The sequence below is a fragment of the Sorangiineae bacterium MSr11367 genome, from assembly GCA_037157805.1.
Classification (GTDB): Bacteria; Myxococcota_A; Polyangia; order Polyangiales; family Polyangiaceae; genus Pendulispora; species Pendulispora rubella.
The window spans coordinates 9,972,417-9,995,941 of the sequence record CP089983.1 but is presented as its reverse complement, the minus strand read 5'-3'; the positions used below and the strand labels follow the sequence as shown (position 1 = coordinate 9,995,941).

Here is a 23,525-nt window from a genome sequence, read left to right as displayed (position 1 = left end):
CGCAGTGGTTGGCGTTGGGGCATCACGCCGCTGCAAACCCACTCATCCGGACCGGGCACGGTTACCATCTTGGTGATGGCGCCGCTACTTTTTTATGAGCTGACAACGACAATCCCAATGAATCATGTCGCCCATTGCACCGGCATGTGGGCTATGCACAACAATGACGCGGCGCGCTCGCGCTAACGACTATCGTGCCAGCTCCGCGAGCATCTCGCGGGCATTTCCCGCGCTGCGCGCGAGCTCCATTGCAAAATAGCGTGTAAGTGCACGTTCATTGGCCGCAGTGATGGAAATGGACGCGGCGAGCCGGCTGCGTTGGTCGGCACAATCCCCGACGCTGGACCGCAAGAGTTTCCCTCGGTGGAGTCTCAACAGAGCCAGCAAATCCAATGAGGCGCCATTGTAGGCCTCGAGCTGCTCCACGAGAAAGGTCGCGAGGGATGACGCCATCCGCGTCCCCGGCCGCACGTCCAGCAGCGTGTACTCGAACACAGCGCCCTGGTGCGATGGGTCGAACGTCGTGTGATCGAGCGCGTCATCGCAGCCTTGGAAGACTTGTGTCGTGGGCAACAGAATGCGTGGCTTTTTGCGTCGCGCTGGATCTTTCGCACTCGCGAGAAGGGGGCGAGGCTCCCAGGCGGCAATGGTGTGGTTCCAGGTTGGCCAAAAAAGACCAACGCCGCGGACCTCGAGCTTCGTGGCGAGGAATGCCGTGAGGGCGGATATCTCATCGCACTCCGCGGTCACGCTGGGGGCGCCCTGCAATGGCGGCGTCTCTTTTTGCCACGATTGCCAAATGGCCTTCGACGTCGGCTCGCGGTTGGTCACGGCCCAGCGCACGCGCCACATTCCGCCATCGCGCGTGGCTTCGAACACCGATTGCAATCGCACGAAATCGCGAAACAGCTCCGCGGAGTTCGGGTCCAGGCCATGCCGTTGGCACATGGCCTCGAAGGCGGGTCGCCATGCCGCGTGATCCGTGCGGTCGATGGTGTCGCGCATGCGCGCCACGACCTCGTCGAAGCGGACCGTGTCCTCCGCGGCGTGCGCAGGAAACGCGGCCAGCGCGGCCAGCGCGAGCAGCGCCGCGATGGCGGAAACGCTGCGCCTCAACGCACCCCCGCTGGCGCGAAGTTCGTGCGGCGCACTTCGCGAATGCGGCCCTCGTCCTGGCGCCCCTCGACGATCTCGTATCCGAGCAGGGCGAACACCCTCCCGCGCAAAAAGATGGGGCGCGCATTCCCATACCAATCGACGCACGAAGCTTTGCACCCATCGTCGCGACCCGAGCCCGCCGATCCCGATTCGAGCTGCCCGATGTCGCGGAATGCGAGGCGCTCGTTGCGCACGAAGAGAATCGACGCCGAATCGTGCTTCAGATGCGCATACCCCGGCTGATCGCCGCCTCGAATGGGCAAGCCGAAGACCCCGCGCTGTTCGCCGTCCGGCTTGTAGAAGAAGCCATGGCTGCGAAGCTCACCCTGCGCGGCACCGGTGCGTATGTACTTCCCGCCCAGCGCCGGCGTCGCCCCGAGCGCCACGCTCGAGAAGTGCAAATCCTTGCCGTCGCCGCCCACGACCACCGCATCGCTGCCCATCGCCTCGATGCGATCCACGCCATGGCCCAAGGAGAGCTCGCGCGCCGGAGCATTCGACCCGTAACGGTAGGCCACGAGCTTGCTCTCGGTTTTGGGCGAGCCATATCCCCAACTCGCGCCCGTGCCGTAAAGTAGGTAATCGCCGACGAAGCGATTTTGCATCACGTACCCTTCCGCCTTGGGCAATCGCGTATACGCCGTAGAGGGAGCTTCCTCTGCGGCGCGATTGAACGACGTCAAAGGCACCCGCAAGAGCGCAAGCTCGCCGCCCGTGGCCTCGGGAAGCCACATGGCCTCGCCCGCGGTCTCGCTGCGAACGAGCACGTTGAGCTTTCCGTCGCCGCCCTCCAAAAAGGAAAATTGATCGATGGGCCCACCGCTCACGCGCAGCACCGACGGCTCCTCGCCCGAAAGCGGCAGGCGATAGAGCAGCGACCGCGAACGCGCGCGTTTCTCCCCCTCGTCCTCACCGTGCGACCACGGCGTCATCCACACGAAGACGGAGTCTTGCGACACGTAAAACACGCGCCCCGGCGGCCCCATGACCGCGCGCGCGGTGCATGCGAAATCGCCTTTCGCAAGATCGCACGTGGTCACCGTGTGGAGCGCGAGCTGGTCGCTGGGATCGATCGGGCGATACACGCGCGAGGGCTCGAGAATGGACACGAAGTCGTTCGGCGTGGCGGCGGGCGTCCAGCGCCGCACGGCGGGAAGCCACTTCGCCGTATCCCGTTCGGCCAATGGCACGTAGAGCGGTGCATAGAAGACGAGCTTGTTCCCAATGAGACGGCTCGCATAATTCCGCGACGAGTAATAGTCGTTGGAACGAAGGTGGTACGTCGCGCGGTACGAAATGCGTCCGTTGCCGTCGATGTCGAAGAGCCCGACCTCCGTCCCGCCGCGTTGGTAGCTGTATCCAATGACCGCGATGGTGTCGCCCGAGACGAGCATCTCGTCGTACCACGCGCCCGCGGGGCTGACCCCCGGCCCATAGCAATCCGCGGCCGAAACGGGGGTGAGCGACTCGTCTCCGACCTTCAACGAAAAGAGGCGGCCCCGCCGGAGCACGACCAAATGGTTCCCGTGCACCTTGACGATTCCGCCTTCGTCGACGCCCGCATGCTGATTGTTCGTGATGGACTCGTCCTTGTCGGCCGCCATCTCCGAAGCCGCCGACGCCGCGGGCGCCATCGCCGCATTGCCCGCGCTCTCTCTGGCGCGACGTGCCAAGCGCTGTTTGCGCTCTTGAGCCTCGGCCGCGTCCTTGAGGTACTTGTCGAACTCGGCCCGCGAACCGAAGGGGACCAATTTGGTCGCCCCGGGCGCGCGAACCAACTTGCTGGGCTCTGCTTCCGCCTCGCGACTACAGCCGCTTCGGCAACCAACCACCGTGGCCACGAGCAACATCAACGCGCCCGCGCGGCGGGCAAAGTCCGAAGGTTTCATGGGCGATGCCCAATCCGACGGGCACCGCCCCGAAAAGTTCTTCGCTCAGTGCGACGTCACGCGCGCGTGCTGTAGTGCTGGCGCGCCCACTCGTTCATCACGATGCCCGCGGCGATGGCGAGCGGAAACGAGTGGTTCACCCCATACATGGGAATCGCGATGATCTCGTCGGCACGCGCGATGAACTCCGGCGCGAGCCCGGCGCGCTCGCTGCCGAAGGCCAGCACCACCCCACGCGGGAACGCGTGCACGTCGTACAAGCTTCGCCGCGCGTGATCTTTCTCCACGGCCCACACCGGGCGCCCCGCCACATGGGCGAAGAAGGCCTCGTCGTCGGGAACCGCGACGATGGTCTCGTACTTCTCCATACCCATCGAGGCTTTCTCGTAGTAAGGCGCCCCTCCTATAAGGATGATCTCCCGGACGAGGAAACTATGCGCCACCCGGATGATGGCGCCGACGGCGAAGGCATTGCCTGCCGTGTGGAGCGCCACCGAGAAATCGTTCCGAAGCGGGCGCAACGCTTCGCGGACCTCCTCGGGGGAGGCATCGAGCGGGGGAAACAGGGCCACGGTGGCCTCTCCTTATAATGGGGGCTGGCGCCAACCCACCTGGAAAGAGGTGCGCCAATCCATGCTTGACAGAGGCGGGGCCACGAGTAGAGTGCGCGCTCCCATGCGGGCCATGGTCTGCCCGCTGCCTCAGCTGACCGTACGAGGATTTCCGAGGATATAACGTGCCGACCATCAATCAGCTCATCAACCAGGGCCGCGAAGCCGCCCGGTTCAAGACGGCGTCGCCCGCGCTGAAAGCATGTCCGCAAAAGCGCGGCGTCTGCGTGCGCGTCTACACCACCACCCCGAAGAAGCCGAACTCCGCGCTCCGTAAGGTTTGCCGCGTGCGGCTCACCAACGGGATGGAAGTCACTTCGTACATTCCGGGCGAGGGCCACAACCTTCAAGAGCACTCCGTCGTGCTCATCCGTGGCGGCCGCGTTAAGGACCTGCCGGGCGTGCGTTACCACGTCGTCCGCGGCACGCTCGACGCCTCGGGCGCCATCGGCCCGTCGTCGACGAACAAAGTTAATCGCAATCGCAAGCGCTCGAAGTACGGCGTCAAGCGTCCGAAAGGCTGATCGAGGAGAACCATGCCCCGTCGTCGTGAAGTTCCGAAACGCCGGATCATTCCGGACCCGAAGTACAAGGACAAGCTCGTCTCCAAGTTCACCAACACGCTGATGTACGGCGGTAAGAAGGCGACGGCCGAGGGAATCCTCTACGGCGCTTTCGGCATCGTCAACGAGCGTTTCAAGGAGGACCCGATCGAGGTCTTCCGTAAAGCCCTCGACAACGTCAAGCCGAAGCTGGAAGTGAAGAGCCGCCGCGTCGGTGGCGCCACCTACCAGGTGCCGGTCGAGGTTCGTCCCGAGCGTCGCGTTGCCCTGGCCATGCGCTGGCTGGTCAACTACGCCCGCGAGCGTGGCGAGAAGACGATGCGCGAGCGCCTCGCGGCCGAGTTCGTCGATGCGGCGAACGGTCGTGGAAACGCCGTCAAGAAGAAAGACGACACACACAAAATGGCCGAGGCCAACCGTGCGTTCGCTCACTATCGCTGGTAATCGGCTGGAATGGTCGCCTTTGGTGAGCTAAAGAAGGCGCCCTCAGTGGAGAAGCAGTCGTAAGGAGATACGAAGCGGAGATGACGAAGCCGACATAAGGACCGGGTCTCGACAATTGATCGATCCCCGGCACCCTCTCTGGACTCACCGGTCAGTCCTGCGCGACTAACCGGCCCCTTCCAAAATGCGGAAGGGATGGCCAGAGGGGGTTTCGTGCATTCAATGCACGAAAAAGTCGTCCCCGCAGCGTAAACTCCCAGGTTTTCGCCCCCCGAATCAGGAGAAGTCCCGTGGCCCGCGAATACTCACTCGAAAGAACCCGCAACATCGGAATCATGGCCCACATCGATGCGGGCAAGACGACGACGACGGAGCGCGTTCTTTATTACACCGGCGTCAATTACAAGATTGGCGAGGTTCACGAGGGCGCCGCGACCATGGACTACATGGTTCAGGAGCAAGAGCGCGGGATCACCATCACCTCGGCGGCGACCAACTGCTTCTGGCAACCGGCCGAGGGCCCGCACGCGGGCATTCGCCACCGCATCAACATCATCGACACGCCAGGTCACGTCGACTTCACCATCGAAGTCGAGCGCAGCCTCCGCGTGCTCGACGGCGCGGTGGCGGTTCTCGACGGCGGCAACGGCGTCGAGCCGCAGACCGAAACGGTCTGGCGTCAGGCCGACAAGTTCCGCGTTCCCCGCATCGTGTTCGTCAACAAGATGGACAAGGTCGGCGCGGACTTCGAGATGAACGTGAACTCCATCAAGGAGCGTCTCGGCGTCACCCCGGTGGCCATCCAGTGGCCGGTGGGCGAGGAAGATCAACACAAGGGTGTGGTCGACCTCATCAAGATGAAGGCTGCCATCTTCGACGAGGAATCCAAGGGCCAGAAGTACACCTGGACGGACATCCCCGAGAACCTCGTCGAGAAGTGCAAGGCGGCGCGCGAGCACATGATCGAAGCGTGTGCGGACATCGACGAAGGCATCATGGAGAAGTTCCTCGAGGGCAACCTCGATGGGATCCCGGAGGCCCAGATCGTGGCCGCCCTCCGCAAGGGATGCACCTCGTTCAAGTTCTTCCCGGTCCTCTGCGGTTCGGCGTTCAAGAACAAGGGCGTGCAACTCCTGCTCGACGCGGTGGTGAACTACCTCCCGTCGCCGCTCGACATTCCGCCGGTCAAGGGCGTGAATCCGGACAAGCCGGAGCAGGAAGACACCCGCCTGGCCGACGACAAGGCGCCCTTCGCGGGCTACGCCTTCAAGATCATCAACGACCCGCACGGGAACCTGACGTTCTTCCGTGTCTACTCGGGCACGATCAACTCGGGCACCATGGTGCTCAACTCCACGCGCGGAAAGCGCGAGCGCATCGGTCGCATCCTCCGCATGCACGCGAACAAGCGTGAAGAGCTGACGGAAGCCGACGCCGGAAACATCTACGCCGCGGTGGGTCTCAAGGACACGCGCACCGGCGACACGCTCTGCGACGAGAAGCAACCGATCCTCTTGGAGAAGATGATCTTCCCCGAGCCGGTCATCTCGATCGCCATCGAGCCGAAGACCAAGAGCGACGTCGAGAAGCTCGGCGTGGGTCTGCAGAAGCTCGCGGCCGAGGACCCCTCCTTCCGTATGCACACGGACGAGGAGAGCGGCCAGACGATCATCAGCGGCATGGGCGAGCTGCACCTCGACATCATCGTCGACCGCCTCCGCCGCGAGTTCAAAGTCGAGTCCAACGTCGGCAAGCCCGAGGTTGCGTACCGCGAGGCGATCGCGAAGAAGACCGCCTGCGAGTACAAGTACGCGAAGCAGTCCGGTGGCCGCGGTCAGTATGGCCATGTGCTCATGGAGATCGAGCCGGGCGAGCGCGGAACGGGCTTCGTCTTCGAGAACGATGTCGTGGGCGGCGTCATCCCGAAGGAGTTCATTCCTGCGGTGGAGAAGGGCGTGCGCGAGGCCATGGCCCGCGGCGTTCTCGCCGGCTATCCGCTCGTCGATATGAAGTGCCGGCTGTACGACGGCACGTACCACGAGGTCGACTCGAGCGCCCAGGCGTTCGAAATCGCAGCGTCGCTCTGCTTCCAGGACGGCGCGAAGCGGGCAGGGTTGCACCTGCTCGAACCTGTCATGAAGAACGAAGTCGTCGTTCCCGAGCAGTACATGGGCGACGTCATCGGAGACGTGAACTCGCGCCGTGGCAAGATCCTCGGCATGAGCCAGCGCGGCAACGCGCAGGTGGTCGACGCGGAAGTTCCGCTCGCGACCATGTTTGGTTACGTGACCGATCTGCGTTCGATGACGCAGGGCCGCGCGACCTCGTCGCTCCACTTCTCGCATTACGCACCGGTTCCGGTCGCGATCCAGGAAGAGATCGTGGCCAAGGTTAAGGGTACCTCGAGCCACTGAGTGGCGCGGGAGCCCATGGATATGCAGTACTGAGCCCCCTCGGAGAAAGTCATGGCGAAAGAGAAATTCAACCGAAGCAAGCCCCACGTGAACGTCGGCACCATTGGTCACATCGACCACGGGAAGACGACTTTGACGGCAGCGCTCGTGAAGGTTCAGTCCAAGAAGGGCCTGGCCAAGGTCATCAGCTACGCCGACATCGCCAAGGGCGGCACGGTTCGCGACGCGACCAAGACGGTCACCATCGCGGCCTCGCACGTCGAGTACGAGAGCGAGAAGCGTCACTACGCCCACGTCGACTGCCCCGGCCACGCCGACTACATCAAGAACATGATCACGGGTGCGGCGCAGATGGACGGCGCCATCCTCGTGGTGAGCGCGCTCGACTCGGTCATGCCGCAGACGCGCGAGCACGTTCTCTTGGCCCGCCAGGTCGGTTTGAACCACATCGTCGTCGCGCTCAACAAGTGTGACGCGGTCGACGACGCGGAAATGCTCGACCTGGTCGAGATGGAAGTTCGCGAACTGCTCTCGAAGAACAAGTTCGACGGCGACAACGCGAAGGTCGTCCAGGTGGCGTCGTTCCCGGCGCTCAACGGCGAGCCGAAGTGGGAAGAGTCGATTGGGAACCTGGTCAAGGCGCTCGACGACGCGATTCCGGAGCCGCAGCGTGACGTCGACAAGCCGTTTCTGCTCGCGGTCGAGGACGTGTTCTCGATCAAGGGCCGCGGCACCGTCGCGACGGGCCGTATCGAGCGTGGTGTGATCAAGGTCGGTGAGGACGTCGAGATCGTCGGCTTCACGGACTCGCGCAAGGTCACGGTCACGGGCGTCGAAATGTTCCGCAAGCTGCTCGACCAGGGTCAGGCAGGCGACAACGTCGGCCTCCTCCTGCGCGGCATCGAGCGCACGGACATCGAGCGCGGGCAGATCCTCTGCAAGCCGGGCTCGGTGACGCCGCACAAGAAGTTCACGGGCGAGGTCTACGTCCTGAAGAAGGAAGAGGGCGGTCGCCACACGCCGTTCTTCACCAACTACCGCCCGCAGTTCTACATGCGGACGACGGACGTGACGGGCACGTGCGAGCTGCCGGAAGGCACCAAGATGGTCATGCCGGGTGACAACATCACCATGACCATCACCTTGATCACCGCCGTTGGTCTCGAAGAGCAGATGCGCTTCGCGATCCGCGAAGGCGGCCGTACGGTCGGCGCCGGCATCGTCACCAAGATCCTCGAATAAGGAATTCACGGAAAGGTGGGTCGCTCGCTCTCGGTCTTCGGAACTCTGGCTCTCACGCTCAGTGCATGTGGCGCCAGCGCCTTCGAAACGGCAGCACACCAGAGAGCAGCGACCGACTTTGGATGTCCCGATAACTTGGTGAAACTGACCAGCGTCGGGGAAAAACAATTTCACGCGACAGGCTGCGGGAAATCCGACGTTTACAAATGCCTGAAGACTGGCGCGAGCGAGTCGGACGTCGCTTGCGAACCTCAAGACGTTCAACAGGGGAATAGCCCTCCGACTCCCTAGAGCCTGAAGAAGCAACAGACTGAAGAAGGTTAGACCATGGCCAGTGCCACCAAGATTCGTATCCGCCTGAAGGCGTTCGATCATCAGCTTCTCGATAAGTCCGCGAGTGACATCGTGGAGACGGCAAAGCGGACCGGCGCGCGCGTCGCAGGCCCCATCCCGCTCCCCACGCACATCTCGCGTTACACGGTTCTCCGCGGACCACACGTCGACAAGAAGTCGCGTGAACAATTCGAAATCCGCACGCACAAACGCCTGCTCGATATCCTCGAGCCGACGCAGCAGACGCTCGACGCCCTGATGAAGCTGGACTTGTCCGCCGGGGTGGACGTCGAAATCAAGTCGTAGAGTTCAGGAGTTTTCCAATGGCAACCGTCGACGTCTACAACATGAAGCGCGAAAAGGTCGGTTCGCTCGACCTCGCGGACGAAGTGTTCGGCGCAGAAATAAAGGAGCACCTCTTTTGGGAGGTGGTCAAAGCGCAGCTCGCTTCTCGCCGCCAAGGCACCGCCTCAGCGAAGGAACGCTCCGCAGTCAGCGGCAGCACCAAGAAGCTTTACAAACAAAAGGGTACCGGGCGTGCGCGTCACGGTTCGATCCGCGCTCCGATTTACGTCGGTGGCGGTCAGGCCCACCCGCCGCGTCCGCGCGACTGGAGCTACCGCCCCCCGCAGAAAGTCCGCGTGGGTGCGCTCCGTAGCGCGCTGTCGAAGTTCGTGAAGGAAGGCCGCCTCGTCGTGGTCGACCGCTTCGACCTTCCCGAGATCAAGACCAAGGGCCTGCTCTCCGCGCTCGACACGCTCAAGGCGGAGAAGAAGACGCTGGTCGTTGACCATCGTACGAACGAGAACCTCGTGCTCTCGATTCGCAACGCAAAAGATCATCAGTTTCTCCCGCCGGAAGGCGTCAACGTGTACGACCTCCTTCGCCACGACACCCTCGTGCTCTCGAAGGATGCGGCCAAGGCACTCGAGCAGCGTCTCGTCGCGGGATCCAACTCGGACGGAGGCGCCGAATGAATCCGGAACAAGTCATTCGTCGGCCGATCGTGCTGACGGAAAAGTCGAACCTGTTGCGCGCGCAGAATCAGGTCATCTTCGAGGTGTCGCGCAACGCCAACAAAATCCAAATCCGCAACGCGGTGGAGAAGCTTTTCAACGTGAACGTCGTCAGCGTGAACACGCTGCTCGTGCGCGGTAAAGAGCGGCGCATGGGGCGCGGCCACGCCAGGATGCAAAATTGGAAGAAGGCCATGGTTACCCTCAAAGAGGGCGAGACCATCGATTTCTTCGACTCGAGCGAATAAGCCATGGGCATCAAGAGCTATAAGCCGACCTCCCCCGCGCGGCGTTTCTACTCCGGCTCCGACTTCAAGGAGCTCACCAAGGGCGCGGAAGCGCCGAAGCACCTCACCGAGCACCAGACGTCGACCGGCGGGCGCAATGCGCACGGCCGCATCACGTCGCGCTTCCGTGGCGGTGGACACAAGCAGCGCTACCGCATCATCGACTGGAAGCGAAACAAGATTGGCGTTCCCGCCAAGGTCGCGTCCATCGAATACGATCCGAACCGCACGGCGCGCATCGCGCTGGTCAACTACGCGGACGGCGAGAAGCGCTACATTTTGGCCCCCGAGGGGCTCAAGGTGGGTGACCAGGTCATCTCGAGCCGCAACGCGGACATCAAGCCGGGCAACGCGATGATGCTGCGTTACATCCCGCTCGGCACGACGATCCACAACGTCGAGCTCAAGAAGGGCAAGGGCGCCCAGATCGTGCGCTCCGCCGGTTCGGGCGCGGTGCTGATGGCCAAGGACGGCGATTACGCGCAGGTCCGTTTGCCGTCGGGCGAGGTTCGCATGGTGCACCTCGATTGCCACGCGACGGTGGGTCAGGTTTCGAACGTCGACCACGCGAACATCTCGCTCGGCAAGGCCGGACGTTCGCGCTGGCTGGGTCGCCGCCCGCACAACCGCGGCGTGACGATGAACCCGGTCGACCACCCGATGGGCGGTGGTGAGGGTCGTACCTCGGGTGGACGTCATCCGTGCTCGCCGTGGGGTCAGCTCTCCAAGGGGCTGAAGACCCGCAACAACAAACGAACCGACGGCATGATCGTCAAACGCCGCGGCCAGAAGGGCTAATTTAGGAGCATACGATGGCTCGTTCAGTCAAAAAGGGTCCGTTCGTCGACGGTCACCTCGCCGAGAAGATCGCCGCCGCCGGTGCCACGCAGAGCAAAAAGGTCATCAAGACCTGGTCGCGCCGCAGCACCATCACCCCCGACGCCGTCGGCCTGACGTTCGCCGTGCACAATGGACGCAAGTTCGTGCCGGTCTTCGTCACCGAGTACATGGTCGGCCACAAGCTGGGCGAGTTCGCCCCGACCCGCACCTTCCACGGCCACTCTGGCGACAAGAAGGGTAAGGTCAAGGGCGGCGGACCCGGCGGCGCCAAGAAGTAAGCGCACCGGTTCTTCCGGAACCAAGCCCGCACGAAGGGCCGCGTTGGCGACAGATCGTCGCCAGCGTGGCCTTTCTGCATTTAAGGCGCGAGCAAATCGATGACCACGTCGTCGACGAGTAGGTCCCAGCCGTTGTTCGTCAGCTCGGGCTGCACGATGCCGAGCAATACCTTGGCGCTGGACGCCGGCGAGATGACCACCGCGAGGTTTCCTTCGTTGGTCGAGCCATCGAAGGCCACGACGACGCGTGTGGGCGTGCCGAACGTGATTTCCAGGCTCACGCGCACCACGCTGTCGATCGGAAAGGGCACCTTGACGCCGAAGCCGCTGTCCTTGATGCCGCCGTCCGCGTAGCGATGATGCTCCTTCACGCGGGCCGCGAGGTGATCGGGCGTGTCGCTGTCATCCTCCAGGGTGAGCGAGATCTGGCTGGTTCCGCCGCCGTTCGGTAGCTCGATGCGGACCGTCTCGTACGCCTTCGACTGGCCTGCGAGCGAAGGGGCGGTGAGCGCAAACTCGAGGGATACGCCGCCTGCCTTCTGCGTGAAGTCCTTCTCGAGGTACGCGTACGCGTTGGTGCCGCCGCTCGGAACGCGGATGGCCGCGGCGCGTTTCGCGGGCAGCACGGAGCCACCGCCTTCCGCGGTGGTGCGCCAGCTCGGATCGAGGCCCTTCTCGAAATCGTCACAAAATGTGGCCTGGTGCGAGAGCGTGGCGCAATACGAGCCGCCCGGCGCCCCCTGGCCTTGGTCGGACCCTCCGGCGTCGGAGATGTCGCCCCCACCACCGTTCTTGCCGAAGTCGCGCGAGAGGTACTCCAGCGAACACGCGAAAAGAAGGCTTCCCGCGAGCAACATCGCAACGCTTCGAGCAGCGGATTGTCGCATCCCGCGTGCGAAATTAGCATACTCACCCACGCCATATGCCCAGGTTACATCCACGAAGCCAAAGGGGGGATTTGCTCGGCGTTGCATTGGCAGCGTCTCTGGTCGCCGTGTTCGGCGGGATGTCACGACCGGTTCACGCCGCCGACGATCCGCGGGCCGCGCGATGCGTCGCCGCCTACGAGCAAGCGCAACGCGAACGGCGCGAGGGCAAGCTTACCGCCGCCCAGGAGCTGCTGCGCACGTGCACGGAGACGTGCCCCGCGCGCTTCTCGCGCGACTGCCAGCGCTGGCAATCGGAGATTGAGTCCGCGATCCCGACGGTGCGATTCCGCGTCGTCGACGACCGTGGTCGCAAGGTGGAGTACGCGCGCGTCCTCGTCGACGGTGTCCTGCTCGGCAACGAGATCCCCGCGGGGCCGGTACCCACGGATCCTGGAGAGCACGAGTTTCGCTTCGAGCGCATAGGTTCGCCGCCCGCCACCGTGAAGGTCACCCTCAAACCGGGCGAACGCGATCGAGAAATTGCCGCGTCCATCGCGCCATCCTCCGCGTCATCCGTTGAAGTGGCGCCCGGGAGCTCGGCACCCCCGGGCGAGGTTTCGCACTCCGAATCGGGCAACCGACCTGTCGCCTACGCCTTCGGCATCGTAGGCATTGCCGCACTCGCCACCTCCGGAGTGCTGCTCGTGAAGGGACACCTCGATCGCGGCGATTTGTCGAGCTGCGAGCCAAGGTGCAATCCCGACGACGTGGATCCGATACGGACGCTCTGGTGGCTCTCCGCCGCGAGCGCCGGCATCGGCGTGCTTTCACTGGGTATTGCCTATTGGCAATGGCCGCGGATCAACACGTCGCCGAAGACGACCGTCTCGCTCGTGCCCCTCCCCGGAGGCCTCGCCATTCGCGGCGAGATGTAGTCACCACCATGCACCGCAGTGGCGGACCCCCCTGCCGCTGATTTGGCACACCCTGAAGAGCAACCGGTTGATCCCCTTGTAGGGGCTATTGAATTTTCCGACTCTCCCGCTCGTGACGCGTCGAACGCCGAGGTCACGACCATCGAATTTCGCCTGCAGCACCGCACCGTGGGAGGCGCCGTAGAGAACACCTTTGTAGGTACCGTGGTAGCCTTTTTCGCCTTCGTGCTTGTACCAAGTCTTTTTGATGGTCGCATGCTCGTCACCGAACTTGGCCCAGAGCGTCGTGGACGCCCAGCTCTGTGCCTGCACATCTCCGTCTCCGGATTCGGGGGACACCCCCTCCGCTTCGACGGTCTCCTGCGCATCCTCGGCATCGGCTCCTTCCGCCCACTCGAAGCTCTCGTCGGATGTCGCAATGTCTTGATCCGTTGATTCCACGGGGTCGTCGATTGTCCCATCCGAGCCCGAGCAACCTGCGGATGCCATCGTGATGGCAAGCATGACAACCGGCGCGCAAATCGTTTTGAACATGATCGTGTTTCCTCCCAATCAACGTCGCTTCGTCGTCGATTGGAATATGGAAAAAGCACGGGCCATGCCGCCAATGTGTTTGAATGATCCCTCGACGAATGGCCAAAGGTGTACCGGGTGTACCCGACAACCCGTCATTGAATTCGACCACTAGATGGATAACGAATCAGACCTCACCCGGTCGCAAACCATATCGCTCGAGAAGTCGATAAATCATCTGCCGCGACACGCCCGCAGATTGCGCCGTTCGCCCGACATTGCCCGCGTGGTCCTTGAGCTTGGCCTCCAAGTACGACGATTCGAATCGCTCCACCAAGTGTTCACGCGCCTCGCGCAGGGGAAGATCGAACAATTGGGACCAGGCTTCGGCGTCGTTGTCTTGTGCACCCGGGGACGAAGTCCGCGTGCGAATCGGTTCCAGGGCGTCGAGGCCGAGGCGCGGAAAGAGGGCCAAACGGGTCAGCACGTTGCGAAGCTCGCGCACGTTGCCGGGGAAGGCGTGGGAGCGCAGCATCGCCATGGTCGTCTTTGGCAAATCGTGGCGGGTGAGGGGCGGCGTCTGCGATGCGAGGAAACGGTCCACGAGGAGCTCGAGGTCGTCTTTGCGTTCGCGAAGCGGAGGCACCCGCGCCTCGATGACCGCAATGCGGTAATAGAGATCGCTGCGGAACGATCCATCGCGCACCGCCGCCCGCAGATCGCGGTGGGTCGCCGCCACGATGCGCGCGTTGAAGGGCTGCCATTTGTTGCTGCCTACCGCCCGGAACTGCCGCGCCTCGAGGGCGCGCAGCAACTTGGGCTGCACATCGAGCGGCAGCTCGCCGATTTCGTCGAGAAACAGCGTCCCGCCGTCCGCGTGCTGGAGCAGCCCCACGCGCGCGTCCACCGCACCGGTGAAGGCTCCGCGCACATTTCCGAACAACTCGGCCTCGATCAAGTTGGGCGAAATCGACCCGCCGTCCATGACCACGAAGGGCCCGTCGCGTCGAGGGCTTGCATCATGGATCCCTTGCGCCAAAAGCTCCTTGCCCGTGCCCGACTCGCCCAAGAGCAAGATGGTCTCGTCGCTCTGGGCCGCCTCCGCGAGCCGCGCAAACAGCGCGCGCATCACCAGCGAGCCGCCCAGCGCCTCGCCGAACTGTGGCGTGGGATGGAGCTCCAGCACCGAGGGCGCGCCCGAAACGCGCACGGCCAGCTGCGTCATTCCCACCGTGAAAAGCACCTCCGGCACGAGGACCGCTTCCCGCACCGCGATCTCGCCCAAGAACGTGCCGTTTTTGCTCGCGAGATCGCGCAGGACGATGCCGTCGTCGCCCAAGGCAATGCTACAATGTCGCCGCGAAACGCGCCGATCGCTGAGCACCAATTGGCACTCATCGGATGAGCCGATGGTCACGGGCTCGAGGCCGAGGGGCACGGAAACCTCGGGCCCTTCGCCGACGATGGCCACGCGCAGGGCCGGTACCTCGATGGTGTTCGAGCGTAATACCGTAATGGTGCTGCCCTTGCTTCGATCCGTCATGTCGCTACCTCGGCGGTCGTTGTCACATCAGCATTTTCAGCATTTTCCGCGACGGGCGTACCCTACGGGACGGCGGCCCCCAAGTGCGCTAAAGAACCTAAGCATGGCCGTTTCCGACCCGCGAAATGTAGCGCGCGTCGAACACCGCATTGGGCGGTACGAGATGTATGGCGAGATCGCGTCCGGCGGCATGGCGACCGTGTATTTTGGCCGTCTTGTCGGGGATGCGGGGTTCGTGCGTACGGTGGCCATCAAGCGCCTTCATCCTCATTACGCCAAAATTCCTCAATTTTCCTCGCGCTTCGTCGAAGAAGCGCACCTGGCCGCGCGCATTCGTCACCCCAATGTCGTGGCCACCCTCGATACGGTGGCCGAGGGAGACGAGCTCTTGCTCGTCATGGAGTACGTGCCCGGCCAATCGCTTGCCGAGCTCCAGCGCGCTTGCCGCGAATCGGGTGAGCGCATTCCCGTCGGCGTTGCCTTGCGCCTTGCGGCCGACGCGCTCTACGGCCTGCACGCGGCCCACACGGCCACGGACGAGGCCTTGCACCCGCTGTTCATCGTCCATCGGGACGTGTCGCCGCAGAACATCCTCGTCGGGGTGGACGGAATGGCCCGCGTGCTGGACTTCGGCATTGCCAAGGCGCGCACCAGCGTCGATACGACCCAGCAAGGACAACTCAAGGGCAAGCTGCGCTACATGTCGCCCGAGCAGGTGTTCAACGATCCCATTTCGGCGCGCACCGACGTGTACGCGCTATCGGTCGTCCTCTGGGAAATGCTCACCGGCGATCCACTCTTTGCCGGCAGCAACGACGCGGCGACGCTCGCGCAGGTGCTCTCCGGCGTGGTGCGCAAGCCGAGTCTCCTTGCGCGGCAGGTTCCACCCCAGGTCGACGACATCGTCCTGCGCGGTCTGCAGCGCGATCCGTCGCTTCGCTTCGAATCGGCGCACGACATGGCCGTCGCCCTCGAGTCGGTGATGGTGCCCGCGCTGCCGCGCGAAGTGAGCCAATGGATGCAGCGCATCGCCGCCGGCGCCATCGCGTGGCGCGCGCAAGCCGTCGCAGCCATCGAGCGATCGGCGATGGTCGAGCGGCCTGTCACGCTGCGCGCGCCGAAGGAAGCTCCGTCGGCGCCCGCACCTGCCGTGTCGGCGCACGCCGTATCGGCGCACGTACCCATCGCAGCCATCGCGCCCGCGTCGCGGTCGGAGATAACCGAGCAGAATACGATTACCGACTTGGGGCGCAAAGGCGTGTCGTATTCGCAAGAACTCGGCGCCCTGTCCCATGGCTCGCACGGCGCGCCCGAATCGAAGGCCGCGTCCCGATTGAAATGGGCCTGGGGCCTGGCCATCGTGAGCGGGGCCGTTGCAGTGGGGTTGGGCCTGGGATCCTTCGCCGGCCGGCCGGAGGCGAGTTCGCAGCCATCGGCCGATCCCATCACGGTGACGTCCAGCGCGGCCGCAAGGCAGGCGCCAAGCGTGGGCGTCGTCGTCGCGTCTTCGGCGTCGGCCTCCGCCTCCGCCTCCGCCTCCACCGAGGCCAGCGCGCCGTTGCCGCGTCCTTCGGCCAAGACCGCGCCCAGCCCACGTGCCGCCAAAGCGTCGAGCGTGGTTCGTGCCGACGACGGCCGCTCGTGCAATCCGCCCTATTACGAAGATGCGCAGGGCATCCGGCACATCAAGCCCGAGTGCCTCAAGTTCGAATAAATCGGGTGAGCTGTAAGGTCGCCTAGCGTACAACGTTTCCTCGAAACGAGGACTCGTCCATGTACATTCGGATTACGCTTATCCTTCTTCTTGCGCTTTGCGCGCTCGGTTGTCCCGGTGAGTCCAAGGTTCCCGTTTCGCCCATTGCCAAAAAGGACGGGGGATCGCCCATGTGGAAAGTCTCCAAATCGGGTGTCGGTTTTCGACTGAGCAACGCCGAGGCCGTGGAGGACCGCACGCCCACGCCGCCCGCCGCGTCGCAGCCGCTCTCCGCGAACGACACGCGCAAGGTGCTCGACCGCCTGCCCAAGTTGGCACCTGTGCCCGGGGACGAGAAGGACTTCGCCCTGCGCGCGGGCAGCATGCCCGCCCCGCGCACCGGCAAGACCGTGTCCGAAGCTTTTCCCCCGCCGCCCTCGACGGCATCGCAACCTGCAGCGGCCGAATCGGGCCCCGCCCGCGTGCTCCGGCACCAACCCGACGGCGCCGTCGATCTGGCGCGGCAGCTCTCGGTCACGTTTTCGAAGCCCATGGTGGCCGTCACTTCGCACGGCGACCTCGCGGGGCAAGCGCCGCCGGTTCGCATCGCGCCGCAGCCGCCTGGCCAATGGCGTTGGGTGGGCACGAAAACGGTGCTCTTCGAGCCAACGGCGGAACGCTTCCCGATGGCCACGGACTACGAGGTGGAGGTCCCCGCGGCGTCGGAGCGTTGGCGCTTCTCGACCCCTCCGCCGAAGCTGGTGGCGTCGTATCCGGAGCCCCATACGCCGGTGCGGTTCGACCCGATTCTCTTCCTCGCCTTCGACCAGGCGGTGGACCCGGCGGCCGTGCTCAAGAGCCTCGAGGTCACCGGAAACGCGCGGCCGGTGAAGCTTCACCTCGCGACCGCCGAGGAAGTGGAGTCCGAGCGCGAGCTCGCCGCGCGCATCAAAGACTCGCAGCCCGGGCGCTGGCTCGCCGTTCGCCCCGACGAGCCGCTCTCGCCCGGCGTGCATTTGACCGTCCACGTGCGCGCAGGCACGCCCTCGCGCGAGGGCCCGAAGAAGACGACGGCCGCTCAATCGTTCACCTTCGAGACGCATGGCCCGCTTCGCATCACCGGGCACCAGTGCGGGTGGGGTCAGACATGCCGGCCGCGGATGCCGTTCGAAATCACCTTTTCGAATCAGCTCGATCTCGCCGCGTTCGACAAGAATCTCGTGCGCGTCGACCCGCCCATTCCGCAGATGAAGGTGGTGGCGCAATACCAGAGCATCTCCATCAGCGGTCGCACGCGCGGCAAAACGAAATACAAAGTGGCCATTGGCGGTACGCTCCGCGACGAATTCGGTCAGTCGCTCGGTCGCGAGGAAAGCGTATCGTTCACCACCGAACGCAGCGAGCCGGAGTTGTTCCGCTCCGAGCGGGAGATGACCGTCCTCGATGCGGCTGAGGGCACGAAGCTGCCGGTCTACAGCGTCAACCAACCCTCGCTTTCGGTGAGCCTCTACGCTGTGACGCCGCAGGACTGGTCCAAGTACACGGCATGGACCGCCAAGGCCTACCGTGAGCGTTCGCCGGGCCCGCCGCCCGGCGAGCTCGTGTCCAAGCGCACGGTGACGCCGGCCAACAATCCGGACGAACTCGTCGAAACGAACCTCGATCTCGCGTCCGCCCTCAAAGGTGGCGTGGGTCACGTCATCGTGCTGGTGGAGCCCACCACGCCGGCACCGAAGGATCGATTCAGCACTCCGTTCCGAACTTGGGTGCAAGTTACACGCATGGCATTGAGCACCTTCCGAGACACCGAGGAGCTCGTGACCTTCGTCAGCGAGCTCTCCACGGGGGCGCCGCTGGCGGGCATCGACGTGCAGATCGCTGCCTCGTCCGCGAAGACCGGCGCCGACGGCATCGCGCGGCAACCGGGAGGGAACGACACCGTCATCGTGCGAAAGGGAAACGACGTCGCGTTCTTGTCGTCGATGGTGCCGTGGCAGGGAGCCGTCACCACGCGCCCGGAGGTCAAAGACGACGTTCGCTGGTTCGTCTTCGACGATCGCAAAACCTACAAACCGGGCGAGGAGGTGCATGTCAAAGGCTGGATCCGGCGCTTGGGCATGAAGAAGGGGGGCGACATCTCTCTGGTCGACGGCGCGTCGAAGATTGGTTGGGGGGCTGCCGACGCACGGGGAAACGACTTTTCCAAGGGATCCGCGGACGTCGACAAGACGGGGGCTTTCGACCTCGCCTTCAAGATTCCGGACTCGGCCAACCTGGGGCATGGGCAAGTGAAGTTGCACCTGTTCGGTGCGGCGACGTCCGTCGTCGGCGCCGACGCGACGCACAGCTTCGTCATTCAGGAGTTCCGCCGACCCGAATTCGAGGTCACCACGGAAACGACGGAGGGGCCCCATCTGGTTGGCGGTCATGCCGAGACCACCATGACGGCGGCCTATTACGCGGGCGGTGGCCTTCCCAACACGGAGGTGAATTGGACGGTGACGCGCGACCAAGCCGTCTACACGCCGCCAAATCGCAGCGATTACATTTTCGGGAAGCAGCCGGACATCTTCGAAGGGTTTGGAATGCGGGGAAAGGCCTTTGGCCCGCACCACGGCGAGTCGGTTTCGGAGTCGTGGAAGTCCATCACCGACGGCCAGGGCAAGCACCGCCTGCGCATCGACTTCGAGGCGATGGAGCCTGCGTATCCCATGAACCTGCACGTCGAGGCGCGCCTTCAGGACGTCAATCGGCAGACGTTCGCGTCGAGCTCGAACATCCTCGTGCACCCCGGCTCGGTCTACGTGGGGATCCGCCGTGCGCGTGCGTTCGTGCGTGCCGGTGAGGTCATCGATGTGGCTACGATTGCCACGGACATCGACGGGCACGCAATGCGCGGGCGCAAAGTCACCGTGTCGAGTGCGCGCCTCGATTGGGAGCAACGAGGGACGGAGTTCCACGAGGTCGACAAGGATGTGCGCACCTGCGAGGTGACCTCGGCGGACGACGCCGTGCATTGCAACTTGCCGACGACCACGGGCGGCCGCTACCGCGTGACGACGTGGGTGACCGACGATCAGGGGCGCAAGAACCAGAGCGAAATACTGGTTTGGGTTGCCGGCGAGGACATGCCGTCCGATTCCCGGATGCCCGAGGACACGCTCACCGTCGTGGCCGACAAAGAGGAGTACCAGATCGGCGAGACGGCGGAGTTGTTGGTCATGTCGCCCTTCCCGGGCGAGGCCGTGGTCACGGTGGGGCGCCAGGGGATCGTGCATCTGCAGCGCGTGAAGATGAGCAAGTCGAGTACGACGGTGCGCATTCCCATCGAGCCCACCTGGCTGCCCAATGGGCACGTCATCGTGCAGGTCACCGGCCTCGCCCCGCGCAAGAACGAGGCAGGCGAGGTGGACGCGCGCCTGCCGAAGCGCCCCGCCTACGCGACGGGGCAGCTCGAGCTCAAGATTGCGCCGCGCGATCGCAAGCTGGCCATCACCGTGAAGCCGCGCGAGGCGAAGATCGAACCCGGCGGTCGCACCGTGGTGGAGCTCGATGTGCGCGACGCCAGCGACCGTCCCGTGGCGAATACGCAATTGGCGGTCATGGTGGTCGACGAGGCCATCCTCGCACTATCGAATTACAAAACGCCCGATCCCATCCCGACGTTCTACGGATGGCGGGCGGGCTCGGTGGAGGCCGCGACGTTGCTCGAATACGTCCGCATCGCGAAGGTGACATCGCCGGAGGCGAACGTGGCGCAGGACATGGCCGGCGGTGGGGCCATGCGGCGAGCGGGCTTTCCCGCGCCGCCTCCGCCGCCCATGGCGCCCTCCCCGGTGATGCTGTCCGCCCCCGGGGGGATGGCGATGGAGAAAGCCGCGGGCGATGGCGGTGCTTCAGCCCCGATCCACCTGCGCAGCGATCTCACACCGCTGGCGGCGTTCGTGCCGCGGGTGACCACCGATGCCAAAGGCCACGCGAGCGTCGAGGTGAAGCTGCCCGATAGCCTCACGCGCTACCGCATCATGGCCATCGCGGCCGAAGGGGCCGCACGCTTTGGCTCGGGCGAATCCGCAGTGACGGCGCGGCTGCCGCTCATGGTGCGGCCCTCGGCGCCGCGCTTTCTCAACTTCGGCGATCGCTTCGAGCTGCCCATCGTCGTGCAGAACCAGACGGACCAAGCGATGAGCGTGGACGTGGCCGCACGCGGCGCGAATGCCGACGTGGCGGCCACCGGAAAGCGGGTCACCGTGCCGGCGAACGACCGCGTCGAGGTGCGCCTGGCCGCGAATGCGCGGCGGGCGGGCACGGCGCGCTTTCAGGTGGGGGCCGTCTCGGGGCGCTGGGCCGATGCGAGCCAGATCGAGCTGCCGGTGTGGACGCCCGCCACCACGGAGGCGTTCGCGACGTACGGGCAGATCGACGAAGGGGCCATCGTGCAGCCGGTGAAGGTGCCCTCGGGCGTCGTGACGGAGTACGGCGGCGTGTCGGTCACCACCTCGTCGACCGCACTGCAGGCCTTGACCGACGCCGTGCTGTATCTGGTGAATTATCCCTTCGAGTGCAACGAGCAAATCGCCTCGCGGATCATTGCCATCGCCTCGCTGAAAGACGTCCTCGCGGCGTTCCAGGCGAAGGATCTCCCGCCGCCGGACAAGCTGATCGAGCGCGTCCAGGCCGATGTCGAGCAGCTCCGGCGCTTCCAGCAGGCGGACGGCGGCTGGTCCTTCTGGGGCAACCAGCTGGAGAGCTGGCCGTACCTGAGCGTGCACATCGCCCACGCGATGGCGCGTGCCAAGGACAAGGGTTTCAAAGTCGATGCCGGCATGTTGGAGCGCTCCAAGAAGTACATGCGCGACATCGATCGGCACCTCCCGTCGTGGTACTCGGTCGATGCGCGTCGTGCAGTCAAGGCGTACGCGCTCTTCACGCGGCACCTGCTCGGCGACACGGACCGCGCGGGCGCGCGGCGTTTGGTGGCCGAGGCGGGCGGCGCGGCGAAGTTGCCCATCGAAGCCGATGGCTGGCTTCTGCGCGTGTTCACCGGCGACGCGGGCTCGCAAGGGGAGGTGGCCGCCATTCGGACCCACCTGAGCAATCGCGTGAGCGAGACCGCGGGCGCAGCCCACTTCGTCACGCAGTACGAAGATGGCGCCCACGTGCTGCTCGCCTCCGATCGGCGCGCCGACGGCGTCATCCTGGAGAGCCTCATCGCCGACCAGCCGAAGAGCGATCTCATTGCCAAGATCGTCGCGGGCCTTCTCGCACACCGCACGGCGGGTCACTGGACGAGCACGCAGGAAAACGCCTTCGTGCTGATCGCGCTCGACCGCTACTTCCGCACCTACGAGGGCACCAAGCCGGACTTCGTCGCGCGCGCCTGGCTCGGCGACAAGATGGCCAGCGAGCACGCCTTCCGCGGGCGCTCCACGGACCGCGTGAACACGGACATCCCCATGCGCCTGCTCGACGCGGGGTCGAAGATCACCTTGGCCAAGGACGGCCCCGGGCGTCTCTATTTCCGAATCGGCATGACGTACGCCCCCTCCGATTTGAAGCCGCTGCCCGCCGACCATGGCTTCACCGTTTCGCGCAGCTACGAGGCGGTGGACCGACCCGATGACGTGCGGCGCGACGCCGACGGCACCATCCGCGTGAAGGCCGGCGCACGCGTTCGCGTTCGTCTGACCATGGTCGCGCCCTCGCGCCGCTATCATGTGGCGCTGGTGGATCCGCTCCCCGCCGGGCTCGAGCCGTTGAACTCTGCGCTGGCCGTCACCGAGTCGGTTCCCGCGGATCCCAAGGCTCCGGCCAATGGCCCCATGTGGTTCTGGACCCACAATTGGGTGCAGCACGAGAACATGCGCGACAACCGCGTGGAGGCCTTCGCCACGTTGGTATGGGACGGCGTGCATCCGTACACGTACGTCGCGCGCGCCACCACCCCAGGTACCTACGTCGTTCCCCCGCCGAAGGCCGAGGAGATGTACAATCCGGAAACCTTTGGCCGCGGTCCCGGCGACCGCCTCATCGTCGAATGAAACAGAAGCTCCTCGCCTTTTTCGCGCCCATCGCGTTCGTCGCGTGTACGCATGCCCAAGAGACGAAGTCGCCCGAGCCGTCAGGCAACTTCGTCTCCATCACGGACATCGACCCAACCATCGTGGTCGAGGCGCGTTACCACGGGGGGCATAATTTCCTCGGCACCCCCGTGCGTGGCTACAACGCACCGAAATGCCTTTTGACGCGCCCCGCAGCCCAAGCGTTGGCCAATGTGCAAGCGGAGCTGCGCCCCATGGGGCTCGCTCTGAAGGTCTACGACTGCTACCGCCCGCAGCGCGCCGTCGACCATTTCGTCGAATGGGCCAAGGACGTCAACGACCTGAAAATGAAGACCGAATTCTATCCCCAGGTCGACAAATCCAACTTGTTCCACGATGGCTACATTGCCGAAAAATCGGGCCACACCCGCGGCAGCACCGTGGACATCACCATCGACGGTCTCGATTTCGGCACCGAGTTCGACCTCTTCGACCCGCGCTCGAACACGGCCGATCCTCGCCCCAATGCATCCCAACGCGCCAATCGCGCGCTCCTCAAAGCCGTGATGGACAAGCACGGCTTCAAGGGCATCAAGACCGAGTGGTGGCACTTCACCCTACGCGACGAACCGTTTCCAAAGACGTACTTCGACGCCCCCGTGGAGTGACGGAAGCCGCACATCAAGTGCTGGGGTAACGACAGCTACTTTGTGGAGCTAGATCGGCGAGGCCACGTAAATCGAGTGGCGGCCATGGTCCGTAATCCGTCCGACGAGATGCGCCATTCCGACGCGTGGCGACGGCATCGTAAATTTGGTCCAAGGGATCGATGTCGCGCGATGGCCACTTCGTAATC

Annotated in this window: 19 protein-coding genes; 13 read left to right on the top strand and 6 right to left on the bottom strand. The window is 64.5% G+C overall.

Annotation, left to right across the window (positions count from 1 at the left end; genetic code table 11):
- Positions 1 to 189 precede the first annotated feature (189 nt).
- Genes LVJ94_38515 through LVJ94_38505 form a run of 3 tightly spaced genes read right to left on the bottom strand, consistent with a single transcriptional unit; the run spans position 190 to position 3,619 of the window.
- On the bottom strand, positions 190 to 1,116 hold the full coding sequence (locus LVJ94_38515) for a hypothetical protein (protein ID WXB02794.1): 927 nt from the start codon (positions 1,114 to 1,116) through the stop codon (positions 190 to 192).
- Entirely contained in the window at positions 1,113 to 3,047 is a 1,935-nt protein-coding gene (locus tag LVJ94_38510) for a beta-propeller domain-containing protein (GenBank protein WXB02793.1), read from the bottom strand. Before LVJ94_38510 ends, LVJ94_38515 begins: the two co-directional genes overlap by 4 nt.
- Before the next feature lie 56 nt (positions 3,048 to 3,103).
- Positions 3,104 to 3,619 carry a TrmH family RNA methyltransferase gene (locus LVJ94_38505; protein WXB02792.1) on the bottom strand — a complete coding sequence of 172 codons (516 nt, stop codon included), beginning with the start codon at positions 3,617 to 3,619 and terminating at the stop codon, positions 3,104 to 3,106.
- Positions 3,620 to 3,783: 164 nt separating this feature from the next.
- On the opposite strand from LVJ94_38505, the gene rpsL reads away from it, so the two are divergent.
- The 9 genes from rpsL to rpsS all read left to right on the top strand — a co-directional run bounded on the left by rpsL (position 3,784) and on the right by rpsS (position 11,075).
- Positions 3,784 to 4,182 (top strand): 30S ribosomal protein S12, encoded by a 399-nt coding sequence (gene rpsL / locus LVJ94_38500; protein ID WXB02791.1) that lies wholly within the window; start codon positions 3,784 to 3,786, stop codon positions 4,180 to 4,182.
- A gap of 12 nt (positions 4,183 to 4,194) precedes the next feature.
- Positions 4,195 to 4,665 carry a 30S ribosomal protein S7 gene (gene rpsG, locus LVJ94_38495; GenBank protein ID WXB02790.1) on the top strand — a complete coding sequence of 157 codons (471 nt, stop codon included), beginning with the start codon at positions 4,195 to 4,197 and terminating at the stop codon, positions 4,663 to 4,665.
- Between the two features lie 335 nt (positions 4,666 to 5,000).
- Positions 5,001 to 7,079, top strand: a complete 2,079-nt coding sequence (gene fusA / locus LVJ94_38490; GenBank protein ID WXB02789.1) for an elongation factor G — start codon at positions 5,001 to 5,003, stop codon at positions 7,077 to 7,079.
- Positions 7,080 to 7,130: 51 nt separating this feature from the next.
- A complete protein-coding gene (gene tuf / locus LVJ94_38485; GenBank protein ID WXB02788.1) occupies positions 7,131 to 8,321 on the top strand; it encodes an elongation factor Tu in 1,191 nt (396 codons plus the stop codon).
- Between the two features lie 327 nt (positions 8,322 to 8,648).
- Positions 8,649 to 8,960: a 30S ribosomal protein S10 gene (rpsJ, locus tag LVJ94_38480; protein ID WXB02787.1), complete on the top strand. Its 312-nt coding sequence runs from the start codon at positions 8,649 to 8,651 to the stop codon at positions 8,958 to 8,960.
- Positions 8,961 to 8,977: 17 nt separating this feature from the next.
- A complete protein-coding gene (gene rplD / locus LVJ94_38475) occupies positions 8,978 to 9,631 on the top strand; it encodes a 50S ribosomal protein L4 (GenBank protein WXB02786.1) in 654 nt (217 codons plus the stop codon).
- Positions 9,628 to 9,918 (top strand): 50S ribosomal protein L23, encoded by a 291-nt coding sequence (locus LVJ94_38470; protein ID WXB02785.1) that lies wholly within the window; start codon positions 9,628 to 9,630, stop codon positions 9,916 to 9,918. Before rplD ends, LVJ94_38470 begins: the two co-directional genes overlap by 4 nt.
- A gap of 3 nt (positions 9,919 to 9,921) precedes the next feature.
- Positions 9,922 to 10,755: a 50S ribosomal protein L2 gene (gene rplB / locus LVJ94_38465; GenBank protein WXB02784.1), complete on the top strand. Its 834-nt coding sequence runs from the start codon at positions 9,922 to 9,924 to the stop codon at positions 10,753 to 10,755.
- A 14-nt stretch (positions 10,756 to 10,769) separates the two neighbouring features.
- Positions 10,770 to 11,075 carry a 30S ribosomal protein S19 gene (gene rpsS / locus LVJ94_38460; protein ID WXB02783.1) on the top strand — a complete coding sequence of 102 codons (306 nt, stop codon included), beginning with the start codon at positions 10,770 to 10,772 and terminating at the stop codon, positions 11,073 to 11,075.
- 80 nt (positions 11,076 to 11,155) lie between these two features.
- On the opposite strand, the gene LVJ94_38455 is transcribed toward rpsS, so the two are convergent.
- Entirely contained in the window at positions 11,156 to 11,932 is a 777-nt protein-coding gene (locus LVJ94_38455; GenBank protein WXB02782.1) for a hypothetical protein, read from the bottom strand.
- Positions 11,933 to 12,081: 149 nt separating this feature from the next.
- On the opposite strand from LVJ94_38455, the gene LVJ94_38450 reads away from it, so the two are divergent.
- Positions 12,082 to 12,879, top strand: a complete 798-nt coding sequence (locus tag LVJ94_38450; GenBank protein WXB02781.1) for a hypothetical protein — start codon at positions 12,082 to 12,084, stop codon at positions 12,877 to 12,879.
- Here the strand turns inward: LVJ94_38450 and LVJ94_38445 are convergent, their stop codons facing one another.
- Positions 12,880 to 13,413: a hypothetical protein gene (locus LVJ94_38445; GenBank protein WXB02780.1), complete on the bottom strand. Its 534-nt coding sequence runs from the start codon at positions 13,411 to 13,413 to the stop codon at positions 12,880 to 12,882.
- Positions 13,414 to 13,579: 166 nt separating this feature from the next.
- Entirely contained in the window at positions 13,580 to 14,935 is a 1,356-nt protein-coding gene (locus LVJ94_38440; GenBank protein WXB02779.1) for a sigma 54-interacting transcriptional regulator, read from the bottom strand.
- A 103-nt stretch (positions 14,936 to 15,038) separates the two neighbouring features.
- Between LVJ94_38440 and LVJ94_38435 the strand changes: the two genes are divergently transcribed.
- The 3 genes from LVJ94_38435 to LVJ94_38425 are packed head-to-tail and all read left to right on the top strand — an operon-like array spanning position 15,039 to position 23,337.
- Complete coding sequence (locus LVJ94_38435; protein ID WXB02778.1) at positions 15,039 to 16,649, top strand: serine/threonine protein kinase; 1,611 nt, start codon at positions 15,039 to 15,041, stop codon at positions 16,647 to 16,649.
- A 59-nt stretch (positions 16,650 to 16,708) separates the two neighbouring features.
- The gene (locus LVJ94_38430) at positions 16,709 to 22,669 is read left to right on the top strand and encodes a hypothetical protein (protein ID WXB02777.1); all 5,961 of its coding nucleotides are present in this window, start codon (positions 16,709 to 16,711) and stop codon (positions 22,667 to 22,669) included.
- Positions 22,666 to 23,337: a M15 family metallopeptidase gene (locus LVJ94_38425; protein WXB02776.1), complete on the top strand. Its 672-nt coding sequence runs from the start codon at positions 22,666 to 22,668 to the stop codon at positions 23,335 to 23,337. The genes LVJ94_38430 and LVJ94_38425 overlap by 4 nt, the downstream gene beginning before the upstream one ends.
- The last annotated feature ends 188 nt before the right edge of the window (positions 23,338 to 23,525 follow it).

Bases quoted from the DNA above. Each gene is read 5' to 3' on its own strand.
- LVJ94_38510 (WXB02793.1), bottom strand. From the start codon at position 3,047: ATGAAACCTTCGGACTTTGCCCGCCGCGCGGGCGCGTTGATGTTGCTC.
- rpsG (WXB02790.1), top strand. From the start codon at position 4,195: ATGCCCCGTCGTCGTGAAGTTCCGAAACGCCGGATCATTCCGGACCCG.
- fusA (WXB02789.1), top strand. From the start codon at position 5,001: ATGGCCCACATCGATGCGGGCAAGACGACGACGACGGAGCGCGTTCTT.
- tuf (WXB02788.1), top strand. From the start codon at position 7,131: ATGGCGAAAGAGAAATTCAACCGAAGCAAGCCCCACGTGAACGTCGGC.
- rpsJ (WXB02787.1), top strand. From the start codon at position 8,649: ATGGCCAGTGCCACCAAGATTCGTATCCGCCTGAAGGCGTTCGATCAT.
- rplD (WXB02786.1), top strand. From the start codon at position 8,978: ATGGCAACCGTCGACGTCTACAACATGAAGCGCGAAAAGGTCGGTTCG.
- LVJ94_38470 (WXB02785.1), top strand. From the start codon at position 9,628: ATGAATCCGGAACAAGTCATTCGTCGGCCGATCGTGCTGACGGAAAAG.
- rplB (WXB02784.1), top strand. From the start codon at position 9,922: ATGGGCATCAAGAGCTATAAGCCGACCTCCCCCGCGCGGCGTTTCTAC.
- rpsS (WXB02783.1), top strand. From the start codon at position 10,770: ATGGCTCGTTCAGTCAAAAAGGGTCCGTTCGTCGACGGTCACCTCGCC.
- LVJ94_38455 (WXB02782.1), bottom strand. From the start codon at position 11,932: ATGTTGCTCGCGGGAAGCCTTCTTTTCGCGTGTTCGCTGGAGTACCTC.
- LVJ94_38450 (WXB02781.1), top strand. From the start codon at position 12,082: ATGTCACGACCGGTTCACGCCGCCGACGATCCGCGGGCCGCGCGATGC.
- LVJ94_38445 (WXB02780.1), bottom strand. From the start codon at position 13,413: ATGTTCAAAACGATTTGCGCGCCGGTTGTCATGCTTGCCATCACGATG.
- LVJ94_38440 (WXB02779.1), bottom strand. From the start codon at position 14,935: ATGACGGATCGAAGCAAGGGCAGCACCATTACGGTATTACGCTCGAAC.
- LVJ94_38435 (WXB02778.1), top strand. From the start codon at position 15,039: ATGGCCGTTTCCGACCCGCGAAATGTAGCGCGCGTCGAACACCGCATT.
- LVJ94_38430 (WXB02777.1), top strand. From the start codon at position 16,709: ATGTACATTCGGATTACGCTTATCCTTCTTCTTGCGCTTTGCGCGCTC.
- LVJ94_38425 (WXB02776.1), top strand. From the start codon at position 22,666: ATGAAACAGAAGCTCCTCGCCTTTTTCGCGCCCATCGCGTTCGTCGCG.